This window comes from Paenibacillus sp. ISL-20 (genome assembly GCF_018613005.1).
Lineage (GTDB): Bacteria > Bacillota > Bacilli > Paenibacillales > Paenibacillaceae > Paenibacillus_AQ.
Genome location: NZ_JAGGRD010000014.1, coordinates 110,332 through 132,530, shown reverse-complemented (window position 1 = coordinate 132,530; position 22,199 = coordinate 110,332). Strand labels below are relative to the sequence as shown.

The following is a 22,199-nucleotide window of genomic DNA, read 5'->3' as shown; positions in this document are numbered from 1 at the left end:
CAACACAGTTAACCGCAATGAAACATGAGGGGACGCGAGCCGCATTGAAGGAAGAATTCCCCATAACCTTAACCATTATACAAAGTGTTATTCACGTATCAAATCAGGGAGAGGAAGTGTCTATTCAATGAAACAAGAGCAATTCATGCCGTTGTATCCACAGCCGCGTCTTGTGAAATGGCTGGGTGGGGAGAAGAGCTGGTCAGCCAACGTTACGTATGACATTCAGGAACGAGCTGTCCCAGCCGTGGAGCAGGTGAGACTGAATACTCGAGTGGAGCAGGCGTTGGCAGGCTCTTCTCAGCATGGTGCTTCCACAGATTTGCCCATTCATATAGGGATCTCTTTGCGGGAGGGACTACACCCGGAAGGCTATGTTTTGCATTGGGATGATGAGGGACTTCGAATCGAGTACAGTCAACCGGCCGGATTGCATTATGCGGTGGTTACCATAGAACAGCTTCTCATTCGCCATGGCCTTACATGGAGCTGCTGTCGAATTGAAGATGAACCCGACTTTCCGGTACGCGGATTGATGCTGGATATCGGGCGCAGTAAAATTCCGAAGCTGTCCGAGCTGTTCCAGCTGATCGACCAGATGTCGATGGTAAAGCTGAATCATCTCCAGCTGTACATGGAGGGATACTGCTTCGAATATGAGCAGCACAAGATGGCGTTCCCGGAAAGCACACCGATGACAGCAGAAGAATTCCGCAGATTGGATGCATATGCTGCAAGCCGGTTTATCGATCTGGTGCCCAATCAGAATTGCCTGGGCCATATGGGAGACTGGCTGAGTAAACCGGCGTACCGTGAGCTTGCGGAGCATCCGGACGGAATGCCGATTGATGCTCCGTATCCGTTGACATTCCCTCCCACCACCTTGAACCCCGTGGACCAACGTTCTTTGGATTTGATCCGGGGAATGTTCGACGAATTGCTGCCTGCGTTCACATCCGATTGGGTAAACATCAATATGGATGAGCCGTTTGGTCTTGGATCCGGCAAAAGCAAGGAGCGTTGCGACGCGATCGGATTGGGCCCGTTGTATATGGAGTATGCAGAGGGCGTGATGGACATCGTTCGAAGCCATGGGAAGAAAGTGATGATGTGGGGAGATGTATTGACTCGCCATCCGGAAGTGGTTGGACGGATCCCGGATGATGTGACGATCCTCGATTGGAATTATGACAGCAGCATTTCATTTGCCGAGCACTGCAGCATGCTGCAAAAGAACGGAATTTCCTATTATGTCTGTCCTGGAACGAGCTCTTGGTCCTCTCTGTCCGGTCGAACCGACAATATGCTGAACAATATCGCCGACGCAGCAGTCCAAGGTCGGAAATACGGAGCCGGAGGACTCATTGTGACCGACTGGGGAGATAACGGACATTGGCAGGTTCCGGCGATCAGCTATCCAGGGTATGCCTATGCAGCCGGGTTAAGCTGGTATACGGAAGGCAACCTGCACCTTGAAGATGAATTGAAGAACTATCTGACGGAGTACGTATTTAAAGACGCCAGCGGAGAGATCGGGCATTTCCTAATGGAATTGGGACGGTACTACCATTTGGAGAATAGCTCGCTTGATAACGGCACCTATCTGAGTGCTTTATTGACCCGCAGATTAAAGAGCCGAGAGCGGCTGGAGAAAGAGCTAAGTTTGTTTTTGCGGATTTTTGCAGAGCTCAATGGAACGACAGTCAGCTCGTTTCAGCTGGATTTTCAATACCAAGACATCCTGGAGTGGCTGGAGAATCGTAAAGAACAGCTGGAAAAACTTGATCTTCAAGTTCCTGATGCCGACGTCCTTACAGACGAGCTGCGGAATACCCTGCGGTTGATTGAACAGGCGGTTGGGATTCACCGATATATGTGCCGGATCGATATGACTGATGCAAAAGATGAGCTCAACTGCATCATTGATCTGGAATCTCAGCTCAAGCTGGTTATTGAAGAATTTAATAGATTATGGCGGATCCGCCATAGGGAAGGTGGTCTTGCGACCAGCACCCAAGCGATGTATAGGCTGCTTGACCAATACGAAGGGATTCGGCCGCTTAAGAATAGGTTTTAGAGCAGCAGTCTGCATACATTCATACCCCATAAAATGAGAAAGAGGTAGTCCGAAGTCATGTTTGGTGACTTGTAGGGCAGCCTCTTTCTTTATTTTGACTGGATATCCATGGTTGCAAAAGATGTCCCTGATCATACCATTGTTGCCGGAGTACCGGCAAAGGTCATAAAAACGATTGAAGATTCCGGGGGGGGGGGGCGCATAACGAGGAAGCAGATCGGAGTATTTTTTCTAATTCCTGTGCGGATTAGAAAATCATAATTAAAATAACATTTCCCAATATAGATAGATGGTTCATCATGAAATACGTATTGACCTAGAGTTAGCTCCAGGTGATAGACTTAAATATAAGGAGGGATCTTCATGGAATATGTGAAACTAGGGAATACCGGGCTCGACGTATCCCGCATCTGTCTTGGATGCATGGGATTTGGCGTAGCAGAGCGGTGGGTGCATCAATGGGTGCTTAATGAGGAGAACAGCCGTCCTATTATTAAAAAGGCATTGGAGCTCGGCATCAACTTTTTCGATACGGCGAATGTGTACTCAGACGGTACAAGTGAGGAGATTGTGGGACGCGCATTGAAGGATTATGCCAATCGGGATGAAATCGTCCTCGCGACCAAAGTTCATTTCCGTATGCGCGAAGGTCCTAACGGCATGGGGCTCTCCCGAAAAGCGATCATGAGTGAAATCGACAAAAGCCTCAAGCGCTTGGGTACCGATTATGTCGATCTGTACCAGATCCATCGATGGGATTATGATACGCCTATCGAAGAAACGATGGAGGTTCTACATGATGTGGTGAAAGCCGGAAAGGCCCGCTATATCGGAGCTTCGGCCATGTATGCATGGCAGTTTCTAAAAGCGCAGCACGTTGCCGAGATGAATGGCTGGACTCGGTTCGTCTCGATGCAGAACCATTATAACCTCATTTACCGCGAAGAAGAGCGCGAAATGATGCCGCTGTGCAAATCCGAAAAAATTGGCGTGATCCCCTACAGCCCTCTAGCATCGGGACGATTGACACGCGATTGGTCAGAATCGACGCACCGTTCCGAAACCGATATGGTTCAAAAATCCAAATATGATGCGACTGCCGATGCCGATCGGGTAATAGTGGAACGGGTTGCACAGATTGCGGCAGAGCGAGGCATTCCCCGTGTGCAGGTTGCTCTTGCCTGGTTGCTGCAAAAACAACCGGTTACAGCTCCCATCGTCGGTGCGACCAAAATATCGCATCTCGAAGATGCTGCAGCTGCTCTTTCGGTCAATCTTACACTGAAGGAGATTGCCTCACTTGAAGAGCCGTATGTACCTCACCGGATTGTGGGCGCGTTATAACCTGTGCTTATCAGGAATCGGTATCGATAGAAGAGAAGGTGAACCAAGACATGACGAAGACGATTAAAGATATCAGCGAAAGGTTTGGGCTTTCCCAGGATACCCTTCGCTACTATGAGCGAATTGGGTTGATTCCGCCAGTAAACCGGAATAAAAACGGTATCAGGGAATATACGGAGGAAGACATCAAGTGGGTTGATTTTATTAAATGCATGCGTCAAAGCGCGGGTCTTCCGGTCGAGGTGCTTATCGAGTATGTTACGCTATTTCAACAAGGAGACGATACGCTCCAAACAAGAAAAGGACTATTGATTGAGCAGCGCAACCGGCTTGCGGACAAGGTCGAAGAAATGACGAACACGCTGGTTCGGCTCAACGATAAAATCGCAAGATATGAACAAACCATCATAAAAAAAGAAAAAACACTTAGAATGCCAGCGGACTAACGCTGATAAAACCGGGTTGCGGGACCTCTACCTACAACGCGGTTTTTTCTATTTTGTGATAGGGAGGGGGCGAGCGAGTTCGATTTTACGGGAAAATAAAAAAACTTGGCAGATACGCCAAGGGAAATAAAAAACTATTGAACACAAAAAAGCGCTATGCTATAATCATTTGCGCGATTGAAAATTATGATAAAACCGATATTTTAATTTCTGTTCCTAATTTAATTGTATATCGGTGATCCTGATTTGTCAATGCACTTTTTTCATACCAGATTGAAAAGGAGTGTGTTCAGAAAAACATGGAAGCGAAGGAATGGCGGTTAGAACAAGAACGGCTAGATCAGGTAAGGGAAAAGCTGAGGGCTAGGATCGACGAGTTGGAACCAAGCGTTACCGGGATGCGCGATCAGGCTGCTGAGATTCGCAGGCGATTCTGGGAAGAGGTTACGGTCAACACGAGCTCGGACGAAGACTTTGAAGAAACATTTTATACGATTAAACAACAGGCTGCGGTGTTATCCGAAAGGGAACGTCGTCACCGGCTTCTGACGCAACAATGGAGGAGCTTACATCGGCTGTTGCCTTCTCCTTATTTTGGGCGCGTCGATTTTCTAGAGGACGGCCTGAATGTGAGTGAGCAGATTTATATCGGCGTATCTTCCTTCGTCGATGAAGATGGAATAAGCTTCCTGGTGTATGATTGGCGCAGTCCTATTGCGAGTCTCTACTACGACCATTCCCCCGGTGCGGCCTCTTACGTCACGCCGGTCGGGCAGATCACAGGTATGATGGAGTTGAAACGGCAATATCAGATTCACAATGGACAAATTCGTCATTTGTTTGATGCGAACGTAACGATTGGCGACGAGTTGCTCCAGCAAATGTTGGCCAAAGGCGCGGATTCTCAAATGAAGAGTATCGTATCAACTATCCAAAAGGAGCAAAACGCCATCATCCGAAACGATCGTAGCCGGCTGCTTATCGTGCAGGGGGCGGCTGGGAGTGGGAAGACCTCCGCGGCATTGCAACGTGTGGCGTATTTGCTGTACAAAAACCGCGATTCGCTTAAGGCTGACCAGATCGTTCTTTTCTCTCCAAATCAAATATTTAACAGTTATGTATCCTCTGTCCTTCCCGAGCTTGGCGAGGAGAACATGCAGCAGACGACTCTGCAGGAATATATCGAATATTGGCTGGGTTCATCCTTAAGTCTGGAGGATCCCTTCGATCAGATCGAATATGTGCTGACCGCACAATCAACTCCCGATTATGAGGCTCGCCTTCAGGGGATGAAGTACAAGGCTTCCGAGGCTTTCTTGAGAGCCCTGCAGAACTATGCGCAGTGGCTGGGGCGGGGAGGCATGTTATTCAAAAGCATTCGGTTTCGGGATCGTGATCTGGTAACCGCAGAGCAAATGAGAACCCAATTTTACAGCTACGACCCTTCCTTGAGCTTGGCCAATCGTGTCGATCTCCTGCAGAAATGGCTTCTGAAGGAACTTTCGCTACTCGAACGCAAGGAGCGCGGGGCGTCCTGGGTTGAAGGGGAGCTTCATTACCTTGACAACGATCAATATGCGGAAATTTTCAGCGAACTGCATAAGGATAGGGAAGTGTTTGACATCGCCGAGCGTTATGCCGTCGTTCACGAGAAAATAAACAATAAGCGCAGAGAAGATGAAGGTGACTTTGACTTCGCCGAGCGGGAGGAAGAATTGCTCAGTCAAAGGATCGTGAAGGAGAGCTTCAAACCGCTAAGACAACACGTGAAGAAATTATCGTTTATTGATGTCCAAAGCCTATACGTCCAAATGTTTGACGATGAAGTTGCTTATCGAGAGAAGACAAATGAGACCGAGATCCCCGTTCTATGGCCTGAAATTTGTAAGCAAACCAAAGAAAAGCTGGAGCGGCTCGAATTATTCTATGAGGATGCGACTCCGTATTTGTATCTAAAAGAACTGATCGAAGGCGTTCGGACGAACACGGAGATTCGGCATGTCTTTGTTGATGAGGGGCAGGATTATTCCACGTTTCAATATGAGTATCTCAAAAAACTATTTCCGCGTGCCCGCATGACGGTACTCGGTGACTTCGGGCAGGCGATCTTTACGCAATCAACGAAGCTGCAGGATTCCGATTCGCCGCTGTTTCGGCTATATGGAGAAGCCGAAACAAGCTTGATCCACCTCGTGCGCAGCTATCGTTCAACTCGTGAGATTGTGGATTTTACGAAAGTACTGCTTTCCGATGAGTCGGAAATCGTCCCTTTTGAAAGGAGCGGGCCGAAGCCTCTTCTTATGAAGGTGGAGGACGGAGAGATGCGTGACGAACGTATACTGAAAGACATCGCGGCACTTAAAGCCGAAGGCTTTGACTCTATTGCCGTCATTACGAAGACTGCGGCTGAAAGCCGCGCAGCCTTTGAATTGTTACGGGTGCAAGGTAGCGAAGCATTGCAGCTCATTACGAAGGAGACGGCCACCTTTGAAAAAGGAGCGATGGTAATTCCCGTATATCTCGCCAAGGGTGTAGAGTTTGATGCAGTCCTGATTTATGAGGCATCATCTCAAGCTTACAGCCGGGAAAACGATCGCAAACTTCTATATACAGCATGTACGCGGGCCATGCACCGACTTCATGTATATACAACAGGAGATTGGTCACCGTTCGTGCAGGCATTGCCTGATGATTTGTATGAGAAAGCAACATATTGACGGATCGGGAATGACGCCTTCCCGAGATAAACTGCTGATCATTCAGCCAATCTTCGAAAACAGATCAATTTGTTCCTCGACCATAATTTATTATCCATAGACAGCTCGAGTGAGAAGAAAGCAGGGATCATGTAAGCTCCTACGCAAACATAGGCCCCGACTCGCTCATATGCAAACAGCCTAGGCCGTTAGTCGGCCAAGGCTGTTTTTTTACTGCTTGTTAGTCTGAACCGTACATCATTATAAGGGCAGAGGACTTTCCTTGCCGGCTCGCGCTGTGAGGCTTGTCGCTAGACATGATACAGCTCATCGTCTTAGCCGATGTCAAACGCTGACGGTAGGTTCAACTGTAGTTATTCTACTATGGACTGAATCGAGATTAACGGTTGCGCCAATCGGCAAAGCGGCTTTATAAAAACCATGACCTGTAGCAAGGTTCGTTATAAGCGGCTTACCGAGAGGTACAACAAATTCGTTGATTACATCTTCATAGGATTTGCCATAAGCCGCCTGGCAACCTGAGCATTCTCCCATAATAATGCCGATGCAGTCACGAAATTTTCCGGCAAGCTTCAAATCATTCAAGTACCTGTAGACGGTATTGGTGGGTTCATGTGTTTCTTCAAGAACGAGAATCTTCCCCCGTGTATCGATTTCGAAAGGCGTGCCTAACGTATCAACAAACGATGTCAGATTACCACCTACAAGCTGCCCCGTAACGTTGCCAGGAACACGGCTTATCAGCGGCATCCCCTGTGGATTCAAGATAGACCGGGTTAATGAATATACGGATGTCGCAGAAAAAAACTGATCGAAATTATAAGCCGGCGTTTCGGGTTTAAAGTCAATAAGCAGCAGACTATGGAATGTTATTAAATCCACGTATTGATGCAGTACATTTAATAGTACCGTGATGTCGCTGTAACCCGTAACGATTTTTGGGTTATTTCGTATCTCATTATAATCAAGGTACGGAAGAATTCCGGCCACTCCTGTACCGCCTCTGGTGGGCAGTATCATTTTCACCTGCTCATCTCGAAACATCATCATTAAATCGGAAGCCCGCTGCTCGTCTGTGCCGGCAAGAAATCCGTTTTGTGCATATACATATTGACCCAAAACAACATGAAGCCCCATCGCTCTCAAATATTCGATCCGTGCATTAATGATGTTCGCAGCGAGCGGGCTACCTAAGGTAACGATTCCAACGGTATCGCCCCTCTGCAAGATTGGCGGACGTATCGGCATATCCTTGTCTTCCTTCCCTGAGAATAGAAGAAGCTATCGTAATCATGTCTATAGAATATATTGGCAAGATTCGCAGTGCAGTACTAAAAAAGATTTTGAATGAACGTATTCTGTGTTGAGATAGAAGAAGTGGGGCAGACTTTGCCGGCTCGTTTCTCATGCTATATCGCCGAAGGATCAGAAAAGTGCTGCCTTCTATGAAGACTTCGAATGATGGATAGCTGTCTCGATGTAGGCTCTCAAAGTTTTGATAAACGTACGCATGGCGTATCCGACATACCTGTCGCTACGGTAGATCAGACAAATGTCCTGAGAAGGCGTAGGGTTCCTCAGGTGCACAACCTTGATGTCGGGATTGTGAAGATTCTCCAATAGAAGTCGCGGCAGAACACAAGCGCCAACTCCGCTCTGCAGCATCTGAAGGAGGGAAGATAACGTTGTTGTCACCATGTGCGGCTGTAGAGTAAACCCGTTGTCCATGCAAAATCGGTCGATCAGCTTCCGGCATTGGTGGTCGGCTGGAAACATGACCATCTTTAAGGCTTGCAACCTCTTCAAGGGGATGAAGTTCTCCGTGGCAATGGGATCATTCATACTTACTGCTAATGAGAACTCTTCATGAAACAGAGGAATTGACGTGAGACGATCATCGATAACAGGTCCAATGGTTACGCCGACATCGATGCTTCGGTCCAGAACTTGTTCTGTTACTTTTGTGGTTTCCAAAAGGGACAGGGAGATGGTGGGATAGGTTTGATGGAAGTTCAGTAGCAAGGCATTAAACATGAGATCCGCGTCACCGGGCAAAACCCCGATGGAAAGAGATCCGCCTTGCATTTGCTTCAGATCAGCAATGGCGTCGCCCGCTTGCTGCAGATGCGTGAACACGGCAGCACCATGTTCACGAAGAATTGCTCCAGCGTCTGTAAGAACAATTGTTTTACCCACACGATCGAACAACAGAACCCCTAATTCTTCTTCCAATCTTCTTATCTGCTGACTGATATTGGGTGCGCTGACACCCATTTTTTCGGCTGCTCTCGTGAAATGAAGCTCTTCACATATGGCCATGAAATATTGCAGTTGTTTTAACTCCATCGATTTTCACCTGCTTTCTATTGTATCGCTGTATCGTGTTCACTGATTATTGTTGCTCCATCTTGTTTTTCTGTCAACGAATAATCGTTAACTGATACTTAACGTTCCGGTAACGCCCACTGCATTGATGGAAGGTTCCATGAGATCTAAACTGGGAATATCAAAAGGTTCTCATAACAAAGGAGGAAATTAACATGTCTGACATGGTTATCAACACGGCAACAACCGTACGTCAAGTGGTGCTGCAGCAGGTGCAGGCGATCCCTGAGGAACTGTTCGACATTCAAGGGCTAGGATTCAACAATACAATCCGTTGGAATGTCGGCCATGTGATTTATTGGATGGATAAGTATTCTACGCTAAGCTTCGGCTCTCCGGCTGCTATACCGGGTTCGTACGAAACGCTGTTTAACTCTGGAACAAAGCCCTTGGACTGGACGTTTACTCCTCCATCGAAGGAAGAGTTGGTCGCGTTGTTAACCGCGCAGCTTTCTCGCTTATCTGAGTTGACACCTGAAATGCTGGGGGAGAAGCTTTCGAATCCGTATGCTTTGGGCCCGTTCCAATTCAACACCGCCGGCGAGTTGTTCAACTTCGCTCTGATTCACGAAGCCATTCACCTAGGAACGATATCGAGCCAGCTAAAGGTTGTGTCGCACTAACCAATGTTACGCAAGATTCCTTTTACATGGCGTCTCACCAATCAAAACGACTCAATGAAAACTCAATATTTAGAGAGTACAATAAACCTTTTAATAAGGAGGATTTGTTCATGGAGAAATCTCTAGACTCAGTCCAATCCCGAACTTGTGAAGTGTTTGATGCTTTTAAGCAGGCTTTAGAAACAGGGGACACAGCCGATTTTCTTACAACGGTTACGGAAGATTTCCATTTCTTCGTTCCGCTTCCGTTAGAGAGATGGAACCACGAACAGCAAGGCAAAGAGCGGTTCGAAGAATTGATCAGGTTCGAGCGCTCCGTATTTCAGATGCAACTGACTCTGCTCATCGAGCTTGAGAGTGAGGACAACGGGGTGGTGGTATTTCGCTCGGAAGGTTTGTTGAATGGGCGGCCTTTTCGTAATGAGCTTGCAATCGTCTTCGAGTTCGAGGGAGAGCGGATTCGCTCCTTCCGGGAATACGTAGGTATGCCGTTAAAAAACTACGAGACCCCATAATCGATATAAACACTGCCGTGCATATTGGGAAGCTGGGTCCATTCGGATCAAGGCTTCCCAATACAAGTTCTAGCCTACTTAGCCTTCAGATTAATTTGAAATACATCTCCCGCCTTACCACCAAAAACGATCATCCCGCTTTCAGGTAGTACAACCGAGTGATTGTTGCTTGCCTTTGAAAAGTTCACAACATTTCCCTTTCCGTCATAAACGGCAAATCCTCCACTTGAAGGAGCCTCCAGAGTCATGGCTCGATTGGCTGATTTTTCATCAATCTTATACCAAACAGCCTGACCATTGAATGGTATGCTGCTGATCGAGGAGTTCCCTGCATATATGGGTTGAATCGCATCTTCACTGATATAGGATTGACTATTGACCATTACATACTCCGTACGGTTCAATGTATAGAACTTCAAATCAAATGCATCCCTTCCATACATGATAGGAATTTCAACTGCGTTTACGGCTTGATTCACATCCACAATATTAGTGCCGTTTGCGTACCCATGTTCCACATCAACGGATATTTTCTTATTTAAGACCTGTGGTGCTAGATAAAATCCAGAAGTTATCTTTTCATCCAATGCATAATAACTTTTTCCGTTTCTATGCTCCCATACCTTTTTAGTTGTATCATTTAGAGGATTGGGATCCAGCTTTTGATATTCATACATTACCGCAACGGTTTGACCTAATCCCGGAAGATTCGTATACGCGTTAACCTTTAAATAGGTTTTTCCATTCTTTTGTTGGTCAAAACTAATGGCTACATTTCCATCCTTGTTTTTAAATTGTCCATTGCCCGTGTATACATATTTTTGTGGTGGTATCTCTCCCCCTGATAGAGCAGGTAAATCAATCTCTCCGTTCTTAATTCCAATATTTATTGTAGTGCCCACTGAACCGTATACTCCAGAATAAGAGAGATATTCCGATGGCATTTCTACTTTCAAGGAAGACTCAAATCTTTTTTCGGGTAGAATATTTTTAATAATGCCTTTATCTTTTAAATATTCTAATAAAACGTTAGATGCAAACACATTATTGAAAATTGAGCTCCCTCCCGATGAAAGCACAGCTATAGAAATATCATGATCGGGTAGGGTAGTCAAAGCTGCGTGATACATAACAGTATCCCCACCTTTGGATAATGCCGTTATTCCGTAATCACTAAAAGGTGCTAAACGAACGGCATCCCAACCAAGACCATAATTCACGGTGTTAGTCTCTTCAGAAACCCAGATTCCATTTCGATACTCATGGTTCTGCATAGACTTTGCTGACTTCTCGGATAAAATATCCGTTCGATTCCCGATTAATACTTCAGCGAACTTACTTACTTCTTCCGCCGTGGAGTATAGGCCTCCTGTCCCAAGGATATTGGCATTCTCAACGGGTAAAGCCTGATTCATTCCAGGAAAATAAGTTTTTGCCAGCCGTTCTCTATCAAATGAATCGAGTGGTGTTTTAGTAGAGTCTAAATTCAGCGGGGTGCTAATATATTGTTCAATGAATTCGGTATAACTCAAACCGCTTACTCGTTCAACCAATAATTCAAGCAGTTGAAAGCCATCATTACAATATACTGAATATTCGCCTGGGTCTGACTTTAAAACTTCTGATTGTAATTTTACCAATAATTCATCATGATTTTTCGTATCATTATCATCAAAAAATATACTATTCGCATAGTGACTACCGTAAAGCCCTGAAGAATGATTCATTAACATCCGTGGTGTAATCTTTTTATATCGTTCATCCGCCATTTTAAATTCCTTGATATACTTGATCAGTGGTTTATCAATATCAATTTGATTCGAATCAGCTAACATCATCGTTGCAGCAGATACATGCATTTTACTGACTGAGCCTATTCCAAACATGGTGTCTTTGTTTATCGGTTCCTTGGTAGCTTTATCATATACACCAGCGCTATCGGATAACACAATGGATCCATGATCCATAATCGCATACTGCAAGCCACTTACATCATAATTGGACACCATCTCCGAAGCCAGTGCTTGAGCCTTTTGCTTAACAGTATCATGATTCGCTTGAGCAAAAGTAGGTGTAACCGGTAATGCAAAAAGCATAGCGGTGATTAACACAGAAGCTATCTTCTTCATTAATAATTCCTCCTAAAATAAATTCGGTATTTACTACCTCACGTTAGCTTAATAGATGGGAGTAAAAATGAAGTAAAGTCAAAGTAAAAAGGAAGCAGGACGCAAGATTCGTAAGAGATATGGGTTAGATATCGATGTATAAATAAGCGGGGGAGGGGAAATTCAGTTGTAAAATGTAAGGGCATGTTGTTGGTCGATAACGAACAAGGCATTACTATAATCGAGGCAGAGCGCATCCGTAACAGTTGTGAAGAGTTAGTCGCCTTATTCATAACCGGAGTGTATGTATGCGTGATAAGAATATATTATACTTATGTGGCGGCTTCGAATACAATGAACGTATAGCCAAGAGCGAGATCACGACCGGAGCCAGCGATCCGTCCGAACGCCTCAGAGCGCTCGACCTGGGTCGGTGTTCACGCGTGAAACGAACCTAATACAAGTTCATCGGAGGGGATACGATGGGAAAACAGTTTCCGGCCATGCTCCCCGAGCATATGGCCTTTATCCGAAAGCAGCACCTGTTTTTTGTCGGCACGGCTCCCATGTCGCGGGATGGGCACGTCAACCTGTCGCCGAAGGGATACGACACGTTCCGGATTTTGTCCGATCGTAAGGTCGCATATTTGGATTTGACCGGGAGCGGCAATGAGACCAGTGCCCATCTCGAAGAGAACGGTCGTATCACGATGATGTTCTGCGCATTCCAGGGACCTCCGAATATTCTGCGCCTGTACGGAACCGGAACGGTAATTCTTCCGGAACACACCGAGTGGGAGTTGTTATACGGAATGTTCGAGCCGATGCCTGGAGTCCGGCAGATCATTACAGTCGATATACATAAAGTCCAGACGTCCTGCGGTTATGCGGTACCATTCATGTCGTACGAAAAGGAGAGAGAAACACTCCAACGGTGGGCGGAGCACAAAGGTGAAGAAGGCTTGAACAGTTACTGGCAAGAAAAGAATTTGAGCAGCCTCGACCAATTGCCGACATCTCTAGCGAAACGAACAAGGACATAAAGGGGGTACCTCGATGATAAAAGGTGAAAGGAATTCCAAGATTGATCCCTATTTTAACAAGCTTAAGAAGTGGAAGGAAGAATTCAATCTGCTGAGAGAAATCGTTCTTGACTGCGGACTGACCGAGGATTTTAAGTGGATGCATCCTTGTTACACGCTTGACGATAAAAACATCGTTTTGATTCATGGCTTTAAGGATTACTGTGCGCTTCTGTTTCATAAAGGCGCGTTGTTAAAAGATCCCCATGAAATCCTAATCCAGCAAACGGCGAATGTTCAGGCAGCGCGTCAGATTCGGTTCACCAATGTTCAAGAGATCGATGAAATGCAACTTATCCTGAAAACATATATTGTTGAAGCCATCGAAGTTGAGAAAGCCGGTTTGCAAGTGAGCTTTAAAAAGAATACGGAATATATCATACCGGAAGAATTAGAAAGTAAATTCGTTGAAATTCAAGGCTTGAAAACGGCTTTTGAAGCATTAACGCCGGGACGGCAAAGAGCCTACATTTTGTATTTTTCTGCACCCAAGCAATCCAAAACGCGAGAGTCCAGGGTTGAAAAATATATCCCGCATATCTTGAATGGAAAGGGATTAAATGATTGATCGACAACACACGAGCAACAGCCTGGAGTATTTGACTCAGTTCTGCCCCACATACAAAGGTGCTGCCTGTTATAAAGTAAATTAATACATATTCATCTAAAGGGTCCGCACAGATAATAAATCCCACTGATCAAATTAAGAATCAGTGGGATTTTGTATGTTGGAAGGGAATTCAACTCTTTTGACACAACGAATCCATCTAACTTTGCGAGAGTGAGGATATACGTGTAGCAATGAACAACTTGGGTACTTCCTTGAAAAATCCGGGCTTCCATTTGTTCATTATGGTGTTTCCGGCGCGTCAATGATATGAATCTCCGGCTGCCAATTCATAGCGAAATCACTCATGCCGTTAATCATGATTTTGAACTTTCCACCTGGAAGCTGGGTGGCCAGCTTGGAAATGCCCATACGGGTAAGCTGGAGCGTGACGGCGCGTTTATCCAGTGTGATTTCTATCTTGAAGTCTTCTCCGTCCACTAACGGGAAGATATCGATGGAATTTTGGCTGAAATCGCCGTTACCGGAATAATCCACTTGTGCTCTTAGTTGAATGGTCTGAGGATAAGAGTATACCGGTTCACTGGATTGGAATAAGAAGAGTCCTTGAGCGCTGTCGTAAGTAACTTCTGTAACCGTTGGAGGCTCGGAATCAAATCGGATGGGCAATTCGACTTTGCCGATTTCTGCATCCTTCTCGAAAACTTTAAAGATCAGGGAGACCGGGCGGTCTTGATCGACATTCGGAGCAGGTGCTACATGGATGCCATGATCACGGGCGGTTAACTGGATGAGCGATGGATCCGAAGTCTCGATCTCGATATGTCCTATCGTTTGGCCTTCTGATTGAATCTCGTACCTATTAGTGACAGAGTCATAACGAATTTCCAATTCTATGAAAGCATCGCCTCTCGTTACCTCGATAAGGTTTCTAATATTCCTTATATCATATCGATCTTCGTCTAGCGAGGAGTCCGTAATTTGGGCTGACATGCCATTCACGCGCAACATGTTGCTATTTAATACAAACGATGCATTTTCCTCGGCAAGAGAGACTCTCAGGGGCTCTATTCGGCTGTTTTTGAAGGCTTTCATTTGTTGGATTAGATCGTTATAACCGATTGCCAAACTTGCAGCAGGCGAATTCGGGTTGTCTGCGATGGAGTAGGCGTTCAAGATCGCCTGGTTTAATTGCTCAAACGCGAACGACGGGTAAGTGCCGGCTGTGTTCCCTGGAATTGAGGTGTCGCGCAGCGCCTCGGCTTCGGTGATCAGCGCTTCAAACAATTCCCTTACGTTGTCCGGCAAATACTGAACCATGATCGGCCCGAATGCAGGTGAGATCGTTCCTGTTGCACTGCGGATCGCGGTGGCGGCTGAAGACGGATCATATACGACCTCCACCGGCCTTGCCATCGGCAGTGATTCCGCTAGGGCAACAATAACGGTTCGGCCCGTAATGTTAATATGTTCTACCTCTTTCGGTAATTGTAACTCACCATCCTTGGTATATACCGATAATTCATGGGCAGTTGGAACGAAGAGGGGGTTAAGGGTCTCATTGTATGTGATTACGAGCGTCCGTGCATCGGAAAAATGCAAGGCCGGCTGTTCCAACTGCAGCGCTGAAAGCGTAATTTTGCCGGTTGGCGAGGACACATTGCCTGCAGCGTCGACCGCATACGCTTTGTAGTCGCCCGCTGACAGATTCGCCGTTGCAATGAGTGTTTCCGCTTGAGCTGCTGCAACGACGGATTTACTGGCAAGCTTTTCGGCGACAGAGGTTTCAAGCTGCGCTTTCGTGTTGGCGTTTAGGGAATAGGGGACTAAGTAAACGAACCCGGTTTCATTGCTAGTGACCGCCACGTTCTCCCCTATGAAAACGGAGGAGGCAGACAAAAGCCTTACAATCGGAGCAGCGCTATCTGGCGAGCTTGGGTTGCCCGGATTCGGATAGCTTGGCGCGGTTGATCCGCCGCTGCTGCCTCCGGTAGACGGCGTTGGATTCTGCGTCGGCTTCTCAGCAGGAGGAGGTGTTACCTCGTCGGGTTTGGGCGTCTGGACTGGCTGTTCTGACGGGGTATCTACCTGCTCTTTCACTTTCAGGAATCGATTGGCGACTAAGGCGACCGATTGCCTGTCCGCTTGACCGACTGGGTTGAACTCCTTTCCATTCATGCCGTTCATAAGCCCAAGCTCAATGGCGGCTGCAACGGCATCCTTGGCATAGTAGGAGATGCTCGCCGCATCGGAGAATTTCAGCTGGCTGCCCATGCCCTCAACCTCAACGCCCAATGCCCGAACAAACAACACCGCCATGTCTTGTCGTGTTAGGTTCTGTCCCATGCCAAACTCCCCATTGCCCTGGCCTTTGATTAAGCCGGCTTTAACCGCAGCCTCTACGAATGAGTAGGAGTAGTGGTCCTGCGGGACGTCGCTGAACGTTGAATCCGCTGGCTTCGGCGACACATCAAGGTTTAATGCCTTCGCCAAGATAATGGCAAAGTCCTGGCGCTCGATTTTGCCGGTCGGATCGAACTTGCCGTTGCCCTTTCCATTGATAATGCCCTGTTCCACTAATTCCAGAATCGCATCCTTGGCATAGGATTGATTGATATCGCTCAGCGAAATGGAATCCGCGTGGACGGGATACACGCATGCGCTCAGCAGCGCGGCTGTGGTTATTGCTTTGACGATGAGTTTGCGTTTCAGATAAAATCCCCCTCATGAAATGGCAGAATCAATGCCGGATTATGGAATCCGTAACGGATTCGTGATCTTATCATATATGCCGAGGTTCACGGCTTGCAATCAATTTTTTAGGAAATAGGTCTATACTTGCACTGGGTCAATGGACACAAGAATGAAAGTAAAAAAACAGAAGGCGGAGATCCAGTCACAGACACCTTATCCTATAAACCGAAAGATCATTCTGACACTTAAAAAATTCGTCCCGTTCTTATTAAATAAGACATTAGATGACATAATTATAAGCTACAATGAGTGGTAAATCCCGAAAGGAGTAATAAATCATGAGCCGAAGAATCATTTTAGATTTAGCAGTTACGTTAGATGGTTTTATTGAAGGGAAAAATGGGGAAGTAGATTGGTGCATTATGGACCCGGAGATGGGGTTTATGGATTTTTTAAATCAAATCGATACGATTTTGTATGGCAGAAAAAGTTATGATTTATGGGGGCAATTTACACCTGAAACGGATCATCCGGAAACTGAACAAGAATTTTGGTCAATCGTTCACAGTAAAGAAAAATATGTGTTTTCTAGGACGCAAAAAGGGAGCGACCATAAAGCAACTTACATCAACAATCATATCCTTGAGGAAGTACATGCATTAAAGAATAAGCCAGGTAAAGACATCTGGTTATATGGGGGAGCAAGCCTTATTACAACCTTTATCCAGTTAGGGCTGGTTGATGAATTCAGATTATCGGTTCACCCTGTCATTTTGGGAGAAGGAAAACCGTTGTTTATGGATATCAAGCAAAGGTTGAATTTAAAGCTGGTAAATGCAAAAACGTTCTCCACTGGGGTTGTACAGCTCATCTATCATTCGGATGGGAATGAAGTGAACCATGTTAACCTCGAGAAGACGCCATAGTTAAAACAAAGCTCTGTTTGATCAGTTCATGGATTTCTTCTTCTGGTCGGTGCCGTCAAGAATACGAGTGCAGCTTGAATCTAATGACCATTTCGATGAATAAGGACAATTCATTGAAGTGGTCATTTGTTCATGGAACGCAACCTGAAAGTGCCGTGTCCTTCGCAATCCGAGGTTTAATACGCATTATAAGTCGAGTGAATCAATTTATACTGGTCATTTTACGCACGCGATCTATTTATCATCTTATTTGTTGCAAATGCAACAAAAAACTTATTTTTTAAAAATAAAAATTTATTGACAGTATAGTATAGGGGGGTATACTATAATTACAAATCTCACCGGTAAATAATGGTTTGAAGTAACTCACTTTCTAAGGCGGCCGCCGCGAGCGTTAATTTATTGAATCAAAAGAACCTGGTGATAAGTAGCTAAAGGAGGTTGGATTTATAATGTCAAAACAAGAGCAGGTTCTTTTACAAGCAGATCCAAAACGATGGATGGCACTAGCATTGTTATGTCTTGCGAATTTTATGGTGATTATGGATACATCGATTATCGGAGTTGCATTGCCAGCAATCAAAGAAGCGCTTGGATATACTCAGGAAAGTTTACAATGGGTCTTTAACGCATATGTGATTTTCTTCGGGGGGCTCTTACTACTCGGTGGCCGATTATCAGACCTCTTTGGACAACGGCGCATGTTCATGTGGGGTTTCATGATTCTCACAGTAGCATCCTTACTCGCTGGTTTTGCATGGAACGAAGAGTCACTAAACATCGGTCGTGCGCTGCAAGGATTCGGTTCCGCATTAATAGCACCTTCAGCTCTAACCATCGTGATGATGTTGTTCAGCGGTAATCCTAAAGAATTGGGTAAAGCGCTGGGGTTCTGGGGTGCTTCGGCAGCTGCGGGAGGATCAGCAGGGGTATTTCTGGGTGGTGTTATAACGGAGTGGTTAAGTTGGCAATGGACCTTCTTAATTAATGTACCTGTTGGGATTGTCGCCTTACTCTTATCTCCTGGTCTTTTAGCAAAAGGTATACGCAGAAAAGGAAGCATCGATATAGCAGGATCCATATCGGTCACAGCATCATTGGTTTTAATCGTTTACGGCATCGTGACTGCAGAACATAATGGATGGGGAGCACCGATCACCGTGTGGACACTTATCGCAGGAGTGATATTGTTTATTCTTTTCCTCATCATTCAGCTAATCAAAAAGGAACCGCTTGTACCCCTTCGAATCTTTAAGGCGCCTAACCTGGCTGCCGGCAATATCGCGCTTATCATGTTATCTGGTGGTTGGATACCATTATGGTACTTCCTGAACCTTTATATGCAGCAGGTACTAAAGTTCTCAGCTTTCGCTGGAGGGATTGGTCTGCTTCCGATGACGATTTTGATTGCTATCTTCATGATCGTTATTACGGGCAAATTGATCGGTAAATTCGGTATAAAAGCAAACATTGTGATTGGATTGATTGCCCTTGGAGGCTCAATGCTCTTATTCTCAACCAATACGCCTGTGGATGGCAGTTTCCTTATCAATGTACTTCCAGCTTCACTTTTAGGTGCTCTCGGAATGTCTCTAGCCTATATTCCTTCTATGATGGCTGCTATGTCGGGAGCCAAGCCTGAAGAAGCGGGGCTTGCATCTGGACTTGCTAATACAAGCTATCAGATAGGATCAGCTATAAGCCTTGCTATCATGGTAGCGATCGCTGCATCAACTACGGCTTCCATATCAGATTCTAATCCTGTGGCAGCTCTTAATCATGGTTTTCAGCAAGCTTTCCTTTGGTCTGGAATTGTTGCTTTTGCGGGTGCGATATTAGCCTTGATGTTTATCCGTTCTCCTAAACAGACAGATTCATCAAACGTTCCGAAAGCGATGTAATCGTTGAGCAACAAAACTGAAGAGATGGCTAACCAGAGTAATGACTGCTGTTTTGCAACTAAAGCGTAAACAGTGGGATTCATGCAATCTATTGATAGTTAAAAAACAAAAACGATGACTTTGTGGCATCGTTTTTGTTTATAATTGAAGATTGAATTTATCAACTGTCGGTAGACAAAAACTTATATACTTGCCGATTAGAGGGATGCCTGATGTTGATCAACATTGGTCTACTACACAGGAAACTTCATTCATACCAAGACGGCGTTTCTTTTTGCCTATCGGCGATTTTCAACGCTTTAGCGATCACGGAAGATTTACCAGCCTATGCGGATGATCAGGCCTTTCGGATCGCCCACTTCAAGGTAAGCGGCCTGGCCGTTGACATCGTCATATGGAAACCCGTAGGCCAAACGGTTAATGCTGTGGTCGTGCCAGAATTTAGCGTAATAATTGGCAGGCGCAGCCTGATAGTAATTCGACACGTTATTCCAGTCATTAGTCGTATATACATGGCGATTGATGGCTGCACAGGTTGCCGCATCCGTTAAAGCGCCGTCGCATCGGAAAATATCCTGTGTACTGTATGGAGCGTACCCGCCGAAATAGTTGGCATTAGCGCCACCTTGTGCGAAAGAACCGTGAATCGGCGCGACGATGCGATAAGGCGCTTGAATCGTGGCCAGCGATTTGAAGGCGGCAGGAACTTCGGCCTGGAATTTGGCGAAGATTCCGTTTCGGGTTTCGTTTTCGAACTCACCTACGGTTTGATCGAAGGAACCGGATTTGTTGATCAGTCGATGCTGGATTGGAAAACCGAATCCGTCTACACGTGTCGTATTGCCGTGATAGCCAGCCGCGTCAATCGTGAATTCGACGAAATCGAAATAGATATCGCGGTTTGGATCGGTCGGATTGTTCAGATCGGGGCCGGCGAATCCATCGTTATAGGTCTTCAGGTACATTGGAGTGCCAACGCTAAGGAACATTCGACCTGACGTGATCCGGGGCAAGGTGACCCAGGAAGCATCGCTGACCTTGTGATAAATGTTGGCGTAGTTGATGCCGTTCTTGGTTAGATGTTCTGGTGCATCATTCAAGGCGATGGAGATGGGGATCAGATTGCCATTGAGGTCCAGATAGCTCCACTGATTGTTAACGGGATTGATGCCGAGAACGCCCCAGTATATTTGCGAGTCGGTATAAGCGCCATTGGTCCCGTTCATGATCTTCACCGAGACGGAGCCGTTTGGAGGCATGGGAATTGAGGACGGATGAATGTCATAAATGGAGCCGGAAGTAGAGGGAGGTGAAATGGATCCGGCGGTGTAAGTAAAGACACCGGTGTCGTAGGCTGGAGTTCCGTTATTGTAAGTAAAAGAATACGCAATCACGTGGCCGGTGGCCATGCCTGAGATGGCCTGTTCATATCGGGATTTGCTAGCGTTGTAAGCCATTCTGTGATTTTGCTGTTCTCCGCTGTTCACTTTATAATGCACATCGACCCAACTCGTATTGACGGCGGATTTGAACCATACGGTAGCTGTACTTCCGGATAAATCGACGCCCTGCGTATAGTCTGCAGCTTCGGCTTTCGTACCGAAGATGAAACAAGAGGTCAGCAGCAACGACAGGATCAGCAGGTAAGGCATTCTCTTTCGCATCATCAGAGTTCCTCCTTTAGTATGGAGATAAAGTCAACTTCGCAATTGGGTTTGAAACGGCATCCCTCCTTTGTATGGCGGTGGAATATGGCTGTCTGACTTAGAATTAATGTGATCACAAAAAGGATTATAATTCGTTTTGCCAAAATATAGTAGTATTGGAATTTCGGGATGGGGTTCGCAATTTCGGATGTGGGCGCATTCATCACGAAGTAATGACAATTGAAGGCTAACCAAAAGACAGCTAATCATATGGATTAGCTGTCTTTGTTGTTTCCCAAGCAATGATGTTCCTTGGATGTATATGACGACAGAAAGCGATCAATCCACAACCACGAAATCATCATGCAATCTGCGGAGGCGGTAAGCGTTCATAGCGAATTCACGCAATTCCTCAAGGATGCTGTAATTTGCCCATGCGCCTGCAATAGCGCCGATCCCAGGCACCATCTGCAGCATTTTCCGAAAGTCCATGGCGTCGCGATACTCGATCTGAAATGTCTCCCAGTCCATATTCTTGGCGTAATCGGCATCGGAGCGCCATTGTTCCTTTTCTATATGCCAATGCTTGATGGAATCGAGCAACCTTGCACGGTTTTCTGGCCCGGAAAATGTCATTTGAAATACCTTGAGAATGAATACCCGCTCGGAGAAGTGTTTAGTGTCATAACCGTAAACATGGGCCAGCTCAAACAAATATTTCATCTTGATCGCAATTAAAGCTGGAAAGTCCACCATGCTAAGTATAATGCCGCCAGCCCCTGTTCCAGCGCCCTCGGCAACAGCGATTTTTTGGTACAGGGCAAACAACTCTTTCGCTTCTTGATCGGCAGCCTCCAGTTCCAGTGTACGCTCCACCGCGCGACTTGGCGTATATTCCGCACCGAACAATGCCGTGCGAACGATTGATCGAATGGTGGTCGTAATGATGCTGTGCACCTTCGGGGGAATCAAATGATTGATCCGATTGCCGATGGTTTTCGATGTCTTTTCCAGCCATCCTGGTGGTTTGAACATTTTATGTTCCCAGTCGGCAATTTCCCTCTGTACTTTATGTTCGTAATTCATGATCAATCGCTCCTCAAAAATACTTGGCTATATTGTAACGAATATCTCCGTAATTCGAAACAGACTGCAGGAGGTAGCAGA

General features: G+C 46.0%; 17 protein-coding genes. 11 read left to right on the top strand and 6 right to left on the bottom strand.

Translation table 11 applies throughout. The features are described from left to right. Positions 1-127 precede the first annotated feature (127 nt). The 4 genes from J7E85_RS09115 (at position 128) to helD (ending at position 6,584) form a co-directional block, all read left to right on the top strand. Positions 128-2,077 (top strand): beta-N-acetylhexosaminidase, encoded by a 1,950-nt coding sequence (locus J7E85_RS09115; RefSeq protein WP_215157065.1) that lies wholly within the window; start codon positions 128-130, stop codon positions 2,075-2,077. Positions 2,078-2,440: 363 nt separating this feature from the next. Next, positions 2,441-3,421 carry an aldo/keto reductase gene (locus tag J7E85_RS09110; RefSeq protein ID WP_215157063.1) on the top strand — a complete coding sequence of 327 codons (981 nt, stop codon included), beginning with the start codon at positions 2,441-2,443 and terminating at the stop codon, positions 3,419-3,421. A 50-nt stretch (positions 3,422-3,471) separates the two neighbouring features. Next, positions 3,472-3,867: a MerR family transcriptional regulator gene (locus J7E85_RS09105; RefSeq protein ID WP_215157062.1), complete on the top strand. Its 396-nt coding sequence runs from the start codon at positions 3,472-3,474 to the stop codon at positions 3,865-3,867. 299 nt (positions 3,868-4,166) lie between these two features. Continuing rightward, entirely contained in the window at positions 4,167-6,584 is a 2,418-nt protein-coding gene (gene helD, locus J7E85_RS09100; RefSeq protein WP_215157060.1) for an RNA polymerase recycling motor HelD, read from the top strand. 324 nt (positions 6,585-6,908) lie between these two features. On the opposite strand, the gene J7E85_RS09095 is transcribed toward helD, so the two are convergent. Both J7E85_RS09095 and J7E85_RS09090 read right to left on the bottom strand, forming a co-directional pair. After that, positions 6,909-7,832: a S66 peptidase family protein gene (locus J7E85_RS09095; protein ID WP_215157058.1), complete on the bottom strand. Its 924-nt coding sequence runs from the start codon at positions 7,830-7,832 to the stop codon at positions 6,909-6,911. A 195-nt stretch (positions 7,833-8,027) separates the two neighbouring features. Beyond that, positions 8,028-8,930, bottom strand: coding sequence for a LysR family transcriptional regulator (locus tag J7E85_RS09090; RefSeq protein WP_215157056.1), 903 nt, complete (start codon positions 8,928-8,930; stop codon positions 8,028-8,030). 194 nt (positions 8,931-9,124) lie between these two features. On the opposite strand from J7E85_RS09090, the gene J7E85_RS09085 reads away from it, so the two are divergent. Beyond that, positions 9,125-9,592 (top strand): DinB family protein, encoded by a 468-nt coding sequence (locus tag J7E85_RS09085; RefSeq protein ID WP_215157054.1) that lies wholly within the window; start codon positions 9,125-9,127, stop codon positions 9,590-9,592. Between the two features lie 110 nt (positions 9,593-9,702). Continuing rightward, a complete protein-coding gene (locus J7E85_RS09080; RefSeq protein WP_215157052.1) occupies positions 9,703-10,107 on the top strand; it encodes a nuclear transport factor 2 family protein in 405 nt (134 codons plus the stop codon). 74 nt (positions 10,108-10,181) lie between these two features. Here J7E85_RS09080 and J7E85_RS09075 read toward each other — a convergent pair whose 3' ends face one another. Continuing rightward, on the bottom strand, positions 10,182-12,236 hold the full coding sequence (locus J7E85_RS09075) for a serine hydrolase domain-containing protein (RefSeq protein WP_215157050.1): 2,055 nt from the start codon (positions 12,234-12,236) through the stop codon (positions 10,182-10,184). 287 nt (positions 12,237-12,523) lie between these two features. Here J7E85_RS09075 and J7E85_RS09070 point away from each other — a divergent pair, with 287 nt between their 5' ends. Genes J7E85_RS09070 through J7E85_RS09060 form a run of 3 tightly spaced genes read left to right on the top strand, consistent with a single transcriptional unit; the run spans position 12,524 to position 13,865 of the window. Next, positions 12,524-12,673 carry a hypothetical protein gene (locus J7E85_RS09070; protein ID WP_215157047.1) on the top strand — a complete coding sequence of 50 codons (150 nt, stop codon included), beginning with the start codon at positions 12,524-12,526 and terminating at the stop codon, positions 12,671-12,673. Between the two features lie 24 nt (positions 12,674-12,697). Continuing rightward, entirely contained in the window at positions 12,698-13,258 is a 561-nt protein-coding gene (locus J7E85_RS09065) for a pyridoxamine 5'-phosphate oxidase family protein (RefSeq protein WP_215157030.1), read from the top strand. Positions 13,259-13,271: 13 nt separating this feature from the next. Continuing rightward, complete coding sequence (locus J7E85_RS09060) at positions 13,272-13,865, top strand: YdeI/OmpD-associated family protein (protein ID WP_215157028.1); 594 nt, start codon at positions 13,272-13,274, stop codon at positions 13,863-13,865. Positions 13,866-14,147: 282 nt separating this feature from the next. Here the strand turns inward: J7E85_RS09060 and J7E85_RS09055 are convergent, their stop codons facing one another. Continuing rightward, positions 14,148-16,520, bottom strand: a complete 2,373-nt coding sequence (locus J7E85_RS09055) for an S-layer homology domain-containing protein (RefSeq protein WP_215157026.1) — start codon at positions 16,518-16,520, stop codon at positions 14,148-14,150. Positions 16,521-16,897: 377 nt separating this feature from the next. On the opposite strand from J7E85_RS09055, the gene J7E85_RS09050 reads away from it, so the two are divergent. Together J7E85_RS09050 and J7E85_RS09045 are read left to right on the top strand one after the other, a co-directional pair. Continuing rightward, the gene (locus J7E85_RS09050) at positions 16,898-17,485 is read left to right on the top strand and encodes a dihydrofolate reductase family protein (protein ID WP_215157024.1); all 588 of its coding nucleotides are present in this window, start codon (positions 16,898-16,900) and stop codon (positions 17,483-17,485) included. A 452-nt stretch (positions 17,486-17,937) separates the two neighbouring features. Beyond that, a complete protein-coding gene (locus J7E85_RS09045) occupies positions 17,938-19,386 on the top strand; it encodes an MFS transporter (RefSeq protein ID WP_076321536.1) in 1,449 nt (482 codons plus the stop codon). Between the two features lie 317 nt (positions 19,387-19,703). Here J7E85_RS09045 and J7E85_RS09040 read toward each other — a convergent pair whose 3' ends face one another. Continuing rightward, positions 19,704-21,053 carry a glycoside hydrolase family 64 protein gene (locus J7E85_RS09040; RefSeq protein WP_215157022.1) on the bottom strand — a complete coding sequence of 450 codons (1,350 nt, stop codon included), beginning with the start codon at positions 21,051-21,053 and terminating at the stop codon, positions 19,704-19,706. 318 nt (positions 21,054-21,371) lie between these two features. Then, the gene (locus tag J7E85_RS09035) at positions 21,372-22,118 is read right to left on the bottom strand and encodes an EcsC family protein (RefSeq protein WP_215157020.1); all 747 of its coding nucleotides are present in this window, start codon (positions 22,116-22,118) and stop codon (positions 21,372-21,374) included. Positions 22,119-22,199: the final 81 nt, after the last annotated feature.